This is a genomic window from Streptomyces muensis (assembly GCF_021474425.1).
Classification (GTDB): Bacteria; Actinomycetota; Actinomycetes; order Streptomycetales; family Streptomycetaceae; genus Streptomyces; species Streptomyces muensis.
Genome location: NZ_JAKEIP010000330.1, coordinates 1 through 7,808, shown reverse-complemented (window position 1 = coordinate 7,808; position 7,808 = coordinate 1). Strand labels below are relative to the sequence as shown.

The window sequence follows — 7,808 nt, the reverse complement described above, 5'->3', positions numbered from 1 at the left end:
GGGGGACGGACTTGTTCTCGGACGGCGGGCGGGCTGAGGTGTGCCGGTCAGATCCAGCCTCGTTCGCGGGCCAGTAGCGCTGCGTGAGGGCGGTTGCTGGCGTTGAGGTGGCGGAGGACGTCGGCTACGTGGCGGCGGTAGGTGCGTAGGGAGATGCCGAGTTGGCGGGCGCCGATCTCGTCCTTGGTGACTCGGCACATGGATTTGAGGACCTCCAGCTCCATGGGGGAGAGGGGGAGCACGTCCGGGGTCGGGTCGGTCAGGAGGTGGGTGAGGTCGGTGGCCTGGTTCCAGATCTTGTCGAAGAGGGAGAGGATGCTGGCGACCAGGCCGGACTCCTGGGCGACGAGGGCGCCGCGTGAGGTGTCCGCGGGGTCGGCGGGGACCAGGGCGGTGTGGCGGTCGTAGACGAGGATGCGTTCGGCGATGTCGGAGGCGGCTCGGATGCTGGCGCCCTGGGCGGTCAGTTCGCGGAGGTAGGCGGCGGTGGGCGGGTCGTCGAGGGCTTCCTTCAGGACGACGCTGCGGATGTGCACGCCCCGGCGCAGACAGCGCTTGTCGAGCGGGCGTGCGTGCTCGATGTTCTCCGGGGTGAGCGCCTTGTAGGGCTCGACGGACAGGATCTCCTCGCGGGCGAAGAACGCGAGGTCGTCGATGCGGTCGCGGATCTGCGCGAGGTTCGTCATGCGTTCCACGCCGCCGCCCGACGGGGTGTGCGCGCCCTGTTCTGCGCGCAGTTCCGCGACCAGGTGGCGGGGCCTGGTCACCTGCTGCAGCTCGTGGTGCAGCTCGCTCAGTCTTCGGTCGGTGAGCAGGCCGACCGCGATCTCGGGGTCGGTGGCCGTCAGGCTGCCGGCCGGGGCGTCCCCGTGTTCCGCGCGGCGCAGCAGCCCCAGTTCCGTGAGCCGGTCCAGGGCGGCGCGGACGTCGTCCTGCGGTGTGTGGAGGAGCAGATGGATGTCCTCCGTCGGTGTGTCCGGATTTCTCAGGAAATGCCGGTAGACGCGTTCCTCCATCGCGGAGATACCCAACAGGCCCATGCCGCCCGCGCTGTTCATCCTTCCCCCGTGTTCCCCGTTGCGACCAGGGTCGGTGGCGGGCATCACCGCGTATGGCTGGTCAGGCCGCGACGATGCGGAATCCACCTTTTTGATTCGGACACAGGGTAACGCGTTGGTCAAGGACGCGGTCGGTGCGAGGCGGCGCGCCGTCGGCAGGATGGTGTCGGCCCCGTGCAGCAAGCTGCTGCGGACGAGTCCTCTGCGGCGCGTCGGCGCTTGGCAGTCTGGAATGCGTCGGACACGAACCGACACAACCGAACACGGACTGGGGGAAACACATGACTGTTGTCGTACGGGAGGGCGCGCTGGACTTCTCCGCGCTGACCGACCGCGAGCGGGAGGTCCTGCTCCTGCTCGCCACGGGGGAGCAGAACCGCTGGCTCGCCCGCCGGCTGGGCATCGCGGAGCGCACGGTACGGGCCCACACCACCAGCATCGTGCGCAAGCTCGACCTCAAGTCGCGGTTCGAGGCGGCGATCGTCTCCCACCTGTACGCGGACGACATCGCGAGCGACATCGGGAGCGACATCGGGGGCGGCGGCAAGGGGGACGCGGCGGGCCGCGGCGTGTGACGGAGGCCGTACGGCGACGGTCGTACGGTCATTACGGGGCCCCTCCGGTGCGGTACCGGAGGGGCCCCTCGGGCGTTCCCGTGTGCGGTCAGCCCGGGAGCATCTCGCTGGCCGCCTCCACCGCGAGCATCCACATGGGCTGGGCGCCGGTGCCGAAGGCGGCGGCGAGGGCGTGGCCGAGAGCCGTGTCCAGGGCCTCCGGTTCGACGCCCTCGCGCCACTCGGCGATGACGTGGCCGTCGCCGTCGGAGGAGAAGTCGCCGATGTGCTCCTCGTCCCGCAGCAGCCGGCTGCCCGGGATGGAGTCGGGCACCAGGCGCCAGGTGTGGTCCGCGTGGCGGACGTCGACGCGGTAGGAGCGGCGGGTCAGCCGGCCCTTGGCGGGGTCGATGACGGCCTCCTCGCCGTCCACGGTCAGGGTCAGCCGGCTCGCGTCCCGGGTGCCGATCGGGATGTGGTCCTCGGCCTCCGTCTCCTTCGCGCGCAGCAGTTCGATCCGGGGGACCGACTCGCCCTCGACGGTGACCTCGCCCGCCTTCATGTCGAGCCGGACCGTTATCGTGCCGAACCGCTCCTCCTCGACGACGGTCTCGACGACGGGCTTCTCCTCGTACTCGTCGTCCTCGTACGCGTCGTGGTCGTCGTACTCGTCGTACGCGTGGGGGTCGTTCGCGTCCTTCGCGTCGGTGGCCGCGGCGGCGGGCGCGGGTGCCGGGTCCTTCGGCATGGGATCTTCCTTTGCTTCTCTGTTTCTGACGGGTGGTCAGTTCGTCGTCGTCAGCTGGGTGGCCGCGAGGTCCCGGTACAGCTCGTCCCGTCCCAGGAGTTCCCCGTGCCGACCATGGTCCCGTACCCGGCCGCCGGCCAGCAGCACCATGTGGTCGGCGGAGGTCACCGTGGAGAGCCGGTGGGCGATCAGGACGACCGTGCAGTGCTCGGCGGCGCGCTCCACGGTGTGCCGCAGCGCGGTCTCGCTCAGTCCGTCGAGGTGGGCCGTCGCCTCGTCGAGCAGCAGCACCTGCGGGCGGCGCAGCAGGGCGCGGGCGATGGCCATGCGCTGGCGTTCGCCGCCGGACAGGGCGAGGCCGCGGGCGCCGACGTGGGTGTCGAGGCCCTCCGGGAGCCGGGCGACCAGCGAGTCGAGCAGGGTGTCCCGCAGGACCCGGTCGACCTCCTCCTCGGTGGCGTCGGGGGCGGCGTACAGCAGGTTCTCGCGCAGCGTGCCGGCCAGCATGGGGGTGTCCTGCTCCACGTACGCGATCCGGCGGCGCACCTCGGCGCGGCTGAGGGTGGCGATGTCGGTGCCGTCGAGCAGGATGCGGCCGCGGTCCACGTCGTAGAAGCGCTGGAGCAGTGAGAAGACGGTCGTCTTGCCGCTGCCGGACGGGCCGACGAGCGCGGTGACGGCGCCCGCCGGGGCGGTGAGGCTGACGTCGTCGAGGGTGGTGGCGCGGCCCTGGTAGGCGAACGTGACGTTCTCCAGGGTGACGCGGGGCGCCGGTCCCGAGGGGCGGGCGGGGGTCTCGTCCACGTCCGTCTCGATCTCCATGCGCTCCACCTCCTCGATCCGGGCGAGCGCGCCGAGGCCCTGCTGGAGGGAGGCCGTGCCGCCGACGAGGGAGAGCACCGGGCCGCCGAGGTTGAACAGGTAGAGCAGGAACGCGATCAGCGCGGCCAGGTCGAGCGCGCCGGTCGCGACCAGGGCGCCGCCGAAGCCGATGACCGCCAGGAACGAGGCCTGCACCACCAGCGCGGAGAGCACCGCGATCGTGGCCTGGTAGCGGGCGCCGGCCAGTCCGGCCCGGTAGGCGTCCTCGGCGGCGGCCACGGCCCGCGAGGTCTCCGTCGCCTCACCGCCGTTGGCCTTGACCGTGCGGGCGGCTCCGAGCGAGCGGTCGAGGGCGGCGCCGATCTCGCCGACCGAGGTCTGCGCGCGCGTGGTGACCCGGCGGATCCGCGGCATCACCACGCCCATGGCGACACCGACCACCAGCAGGACGCCGGAGGTGATGCCGAGCAGTGGCAGACTGGTCATGCCCATCAGGACGATGGTGGCGAGCAGATGGATGCCTCCGTCGAGCAGCTGGATGAGCCCGCTGGTCGCCGCGTGCTGCACGAGCGTGCTGTCGGAGGTCACCCGGGTCGTCAGACCGCCGGGTTCGGTTCGGTCCAACTCGCTGGTGCGCAGCCGGATCAGACGGTGGATCAGGCCCTTGCGGACCTGGAGGACGACCTTCTCGGCCGTGCGCTCGCTGACCAGGGCCTGGCTCCAGGTCAGGGCGATCGACACGGCCAGCAGGCCCAGCATGAGCAGGATCTCGTCGCCGAGGCCCTGGCCGGTCATGAGCGCCGTGAGCGCCGACTCGACGACCATCGGCTGGGCCAGCCCCGCCGCGCTGCCCGCGAGGGTCAGCGCCAGGACCAGCACGAGGACGCGCCGGTGCGGGCGCGCGTGGGCGAGCAGGGCCCGCAGCGGCGGCCGGGGCGCGGGCCGCGGGGCCTGGTTGGTTGATGAGTCAGGTGAGTTCACCCTGGTCTTTTTACGCGTACCTGCGGGGGTCGCGGTATTGGCGGTTGCGGCTATGCCGTTTTCGGCCATGCCGGGGCGGGCCATGCCGTAACTGACAATAGCGGGCGGTCTTTTCGGCGGGTCATATTTCTCCTGTCCGCAGCGAACAGCGGCGGACGGAAAGCGGCCGGCAACCCAACGGCCGTCATTCACTTCGGTAATTCACCAAAGGGAGAGACTCATGCAGTCCACGCAGAACGAGATGGACCTGTTCGAGGGCTACACCGCCTACACCTCCGCCGAGGAGCTGGGCCTGTACGACGGCAAGGACGCCGCGCCCGCGTTCAGCCCGACCATCCCGTGGGCGATCCGCGCGACCATCATCACGGCCCGCTCCTCGCAGCAGTGCGCCGCGGCCCTGGGCTCGCTGACCGCCAAGACCATCGAGAACAAGTGCTGATCGGGTTCCCCGAGCAGTGACCCGCGGGGAGGGGCCGGCGCCGGCCCGCCGGTCCGGTCCCTCCCCGGGCAACCACACCACTTTTCCCAGCATTTCCCAGGAGGACGGTCATGGAGGTCCCGGACCCCACCGGTGTCGCGGATCCCGGATTCCGCCGAGTGCTCCTCGTGGGCACCGGAGCGCTCAGCGTGGCATTCCTGCCCTTCTGGACCAACTGGCTGAACAACACCTTTCCGGAGATGGAGAAAAGGGTCGTCCTGACCCGTTCCGCCCGCCGGTTCGTCTCGGCGGACGCGATATCCACACTCTGTGGAAACAGGGTGGTCACCGACGACTGGAACGACGCGGAACCCGGCACCGCCCCGCATGTGGAGTTGGCCGCCTGGCCCGATCTCGTCCTCGTCCACCCCGCGACGATGCACTTCCTGAGCCGGTACGCCCTCGGGCTCACCGACACCCCGCTGCTGTGCGCCCTGCAGTCCACCACCGCCCTGGTCGGCGTGGCCCCCTCGCTGCCGCCCCGCGCCCAGCTGAGCCCCGTCGTACAGGCCCACCTCGACACCCTGCGGGCCCGCCCCGGTGTCGTCGTCGCCCCGACCGTGCCCGCCGTCAGCGCGAGCACCGGGGAGCGCGAGGACGGCGGCTCCGTCCCGCTCTCGGAGCTGATGGGGCTGTGCGTGGGCGCGTACGCGAGGACGCAGCGGGGGGAGGAGGAGTGACGGCGGCCATCGGACGGACGGTGCCCCCGGCGCCGGCCGTCGCACCATCGGTCGCCTCCGCGTCGGCCGTCGCACCGCCGGTCGCCGAGTACGGCACCGGTCTCCAGGTCACCCGCGTCACGCCTACCGCCGACGGGCGTTACGAGTGGTGGCAGGGGCCGGGCCCGGACCGGCCGGAACCGCTGACCGCGCCCTTCGCTTCGTACGTGCCCCGGCCCACCCGGGGCGCCCGCGGCGCCTGTTTCGCCACGCCGCGTCCCGAGGGCGACGGTCTCACCTACCTCGCCGACGGGCCGTACTCGGCCGCCGCCTGGCTGCGCGACGCGCGTCCGCAGGCACGGCTGCTGGTCGCGCACGCGCTGGCCGCGGCGGGCACCGCGCTGCGTGAGCTGCACACGACGGACGCGCCCACGGCCGACGTTCCGCCGGCGCTGGCGCGACTGCGGTCCTTCGTCGAGGGCCGGGACCCGGCTTCGGCCGAGCCCGCTGCCGTACGCCGACTGCGTGAACACGTCGTACGTGCCTGGGGGCCCGCCCGGCTGGAACGGCTCGGTGCCTGGTGCGCCGAGCTTGCCGCCCCCGGCGAGACGGCCTTCGTCCACGGCTTCGCCTCCCTCGGCGCGCTGGTCCCGCCCCTGCACCGGGGTCCGGTGGCGCTGCTGACCGGGGAGGACCTGGGGGCGGGCCGGCCCGAGCTGGACCTGGGCTGGCTGCTGGGCGACCTGGCCGAACTGGCCTGGGCGGTACCGGTGTTCGGGGACTCCCCGGACCAGGGTCCCGATCTGCCCGGAGTGCTGCTCGACGCCTACGGGCCCGGTGTGGACCGGGAGCTGGCCGCCCGGGCCGCCGTGCTGCGGATCGCCCTGCACATGCGGGACTTCGCCGCGTACTGCGGCTGGAGCGACGAACTCATCGACTACACCGCCTTCATCGCTGACCTGATCGACGAGGAGGGCCGCCGCGCGGTCCCCGGGGGAGCCACACCATGACCACCACTGCCGAACCGGCGACGACCGAACGGCCGCCCACGCGGCAGCGCTACCGGCCCACCGAGCTGGAGACCGTGCCCGCCGTGACCGCGCTGCTGGAGCGGCTCGGCCTCGGCCGCCTCGACGCGGAGGCGGTCACCGCGTTCGGCGGCCGCAACGACAACTGGGCCGGTCCGACCACGACCGGCGAGCAGGTCTTCGTCAAGACGGTCGCTCTGACGCCGGACGGCGACTGCCCGGAACTCCAACGCGCCCTGAGCTTCGAGGAGTTGGCGGAGCGACGGCTGCCGCCGGGGTCGCCGCTGCGGTCGCCCGCGCTGCTCGGCGCGGACCGCGCGGCCGGGGTGACGGTGCACCGGCTGGTGCCGGGCGCCCGTTCCGGGGCCGAGCTGGCGCTGGACGGCGACTTCGACGACGAGCTCTGCCGTGCGGCCGGACGTGCCGTGGGCGCCCTGCACGGTCTCGGCCCCGCCGAGGACGTCGACACGGGTGAGGCCCCGCTGCCGCCGCTGGCCTGGCTGAAGGCCCTGCCGTGGAGCGCCGTCCAGGAGCGCAGCATGGCGCAGATCGCCGCCTGGCAGCTGGTCCAGGACGACACCGAGGTCGTCGCGGCGCTGCACCGCCTGCGGGACCTGGAGAAGACGGTGCCGCACGCGCCGACCCACTGTGACCTGCGGTTCGACCAGTTCATCCGGGCGACGGACGAGGCGGGGGAGGGGGCCGGGGACCTTTACCTCTGCGACTGGGAGGAGTTCCGGCTCGCCGATCCCGCGCGGGACGTGGGCGCCTTCGCCGGGGAGTGGCTCTTCCACGCCACGTACTCCGTGTTCGCGCCGACCGGCGAGGGCCCGTCCCGGCGCGAGAGCGACGGCGCCGGGTTCGGGCTGTCGCACGAGGAGATCGTGGCGCGCGGCTCGGCCAGTCTGCGCCGCCATCTGCCCCGGATCGCCGCCTTCTGGCAGGGCTATCTGGAATCCCGTACACCCGACGCCGGACTGCCCGAGCGGGCCGCCGCGTACGCCGGGTGGCACATGTTCGACCGGCTGATCGCCACGGCCGAGTCCCACGCCACGCTCAACCCGGTCGCCCGTGCGGCCGCCGGCATCGGCCGCACGGTCCTGCTCGGCCCGGCCGCCGCGGCACGCACCCTCGGCCTGACCCTCGCGAGCGGCTCGTCCAACCCGCACGGCCGCGGCGGTCCCCGCGACGCGCCCGTGTCGCCGGGCCCGAGCGATGCCGAGGCCGCCGACGGCCACCCGCCGCACCTCGGGCGGCGCACTGTTCCGGGCACCGCGGCAGCCTCCGATGACCCGCATGCGCCCCATGGCTCGACCGGCCATCAGGGCTCGCCCGCACCGCGCGAGCCGAGCAGCACCCCTGCCGCTCAGGCCGCCCATGCGGCACAGGCCGCACCGGCCCTGCCCGCGCCGCACGATCTACGCGTCTCGTCCGCCCCGAACGGGAGCAGCCCCCGATGACCCTCGCCGACCCCTCACCC

General features: G+C 72.8%; 8 protein-coding genes. 5 read left to right on the top strand and 3 right to left on the bottom strand.

The window, feature by feature from the left end:
* Positions 1-47 precede the first annotated feature (47 nt).
* Positions 48-1,058, bottom strand: a complete 1,011-nt coding sequence (locus tag L0P92_RS39725) for a LuxR C-terminal-related transcriptional regulator (RefSeq protein WP_234767995.1) — start codon at positions 1,056-1,058, stop codon at positions 48-50.
* A gap of 281 nt (positions 1,059-1,339) precedes the next feature.
* Here L0P92_RS39725 and L0P92_RS39720 point away from each other — a divergent pair, with 281 nt between their 5' ends.
* Positions 1,340-1,633, top strand: a complete 294-nt coding sequence (locus L0P92_RS39720) for a helix-turn-helix domain-containing protein (RefSeq protein WP_234767994.1) — start codon at positions 1,340-1,342, stop codon at positions 1,631-1,633.
* 88 nt (positions 1,634-1,721) lie between these two features.
* On the opposite strand, the gene L0P92_RS39715 is transcribed toward L0P92_RS39720, so the two are convergent.
* Complete coding sequence (locus L0P92_RS39715) at positions 1,722-2,360, bottom strand: hypothetical protein (protein WP_234767993.1); 639 nt, start codon at positions 2,358-2,360, stop codon at positions 1,722-1,724.
* A 36-nt stretch (positions 2,361-2,396) separates the two neighbouring features.
* Positions 2,397-4,163, bottom strand: a complete 1,767-nt coding sequence (locus L0P92_RS39710) for an ABC transporter ATP-binding protein (protein ID WP_234767992.1) — start codon at positions 4,161-4,163, stop codon at positions 2,397-2,399.
* A gap of 220 nt (positions 4,164-4,383) precedes the next feature.
* On the opposite strand from L0P92_RS39710, the gene lxmA reads away from it, so the two are divergent.
* From lxmA to lxmK, 4 genes are all read left to right on the top strand, one after another.
* Entirely contained in the window at positions 4,384-4,602 is a 219-nt protein-coding gene (gene lxmA, locus L0P92_RS39705) for a lexapeptide family class V lantibiotic (protein ID WP_234767991.1), read from the top strand.
* A gap of 110 nt (positions 4,603-4,712) precedes the next feature.
* Positions 4,713-5,321 carry a flavoprotein gene (gene lxmD, locus L0P92_RS39700; RefSeq protein ID WP_234767990.1) on the top strand — a complete coding sequence of 203 codons (609 nt, stop codon included), beginning with the start codon at positions 4,713-4,715 and terminating at the stop codon, positions 5,319-5,321.
* Complete coding sequence (locus L0P92_RS39695) at positions 5,318-6,310, top strand: hypothetical protein (protein ID WP_234767989.1); 993 nt, start codon at positions 5,318-5,320, stop codon at positions 6,308-6,310. The genes lxmD and L0P92_RS39695 overlap by 4 nt, the downstream gene beginning before the upstream one ends.
* Positions 6,307-7,788 (top strand): class V lanthionine synthetase subunit LxmK, encoded by a 1,482-nt coding sequence (lxmK, locus tag L0P92_RS39690; protein ID WP_234767988.1) that lies wholly within the window; start codon positions 6,307-6,309, stop codon positions 7,786-7,788. The genes L0P92_RS39695 and lxmK overlap by 4 nt, the downstream gene beginning before the upstream one ends.
* Positions 7,789-7,808: the final 20 nt, after the last annotated feature.

Excerpts from the sequence above, each read along its gene's own strand:
- L0P92_RS39725 (WP_234767995.1), bottom strand. The coding sequence starts at position 1,058 with ATGAACAGCGCGGGCGGCATGGGCCTGTTGGGTATCTCCGCGATGGAG.
- L0P92_RS39720 (WP_234767994.1), top strand. The coding sequence starts at position 1,340 with ATGACTGTTGTCGTACGGGAGGGCGCGCTGGACTTCTCCGCGCTGACC.
- L0P92_RS39715 (WP_234767993.1), bottom strand. The coding sequence starts at position 2,360 with ATGCCGAAGGACCCGGCACCCGCGCCCGCCGCCGCGGCCACCGACGCG.
- lxmA (WP_234767991.1), top strand. The coding sequence starts at position 4,384 with ATGCAGTCCACGCAGAACGAGATGGACCTGTTCGAGGGCTACACCGCC.
- lxmD (WP_234767990.1), top strand. The coding sequence starts at position 4,713 with ATGGAGGTCCCGGACCCCACCGGTGTCGCGGATCCCGGATTCCGCCGA.
- lxmK (WP_234767988.1), top strand. The coding sequence starts at position 6,307 with ATGACCACCACTGCCGAACCGGCGACGACCGAACGGCCGCCCACGCGG.